The 361-nt window shown below is 55.4% G+C and carries 1 protein-coding gene; it reads left to right on the forward strand.

The features are described 5' to 3' along the window. The coding region (locus EZM41_RS06635) for a GTP cyclohydrolase, FolE2/MptA family (RefSeq protein ID WP_198470344.1) at nucleotides 1-361 on the forward strand (361 nt) is incomplete at both ends.

Raw genomic sequence — 361 nt, forward strand, 5'->3', positions numbered from 1 at the left:
TATAACCGACGTGCGACGTATCATTCGCCTTGACGTAGACGGCGAGGTGAAGCTCTTTTACGCAAACCTCGATCTCTTTGTCCAGTTGGACTCCTTGCACTCCGGCATCCATATGTCGCGCTTCAACGATGCGCTCGAGGCAGTGGTGGAAGAGGTCACGAAGGAGCCGTCGCGCGATATAGAGTCCCTCGCCGAGAGGCTCGTCCTCCAGGTGGTGCGGCGGCAAAAGTTCCCCGATCTCATCGCATTTCTTCAAGGCGGCGAGGAGCACATTCGGCGAGCTCCCAAGCTTTCCCTTGAAGGTCTCCATTTCTTCGAGCAATGCTTTAAGCTTACCGCAATTGGCTTCCCAGAGCTCATT

Origin of the sequence: Acetomicrobium sp. S15 = DSM 107314, from assembly GCF_016125955.1 — a bacterium.
In the GTDB taxonomy this organism is placed as follows: domain Bacteria; phylum Synergistota; class Synergistia; order Synergistales; family Thermosynergistaceae; genus Thermosynergistes; species Thermosynergistes pyruvativorans.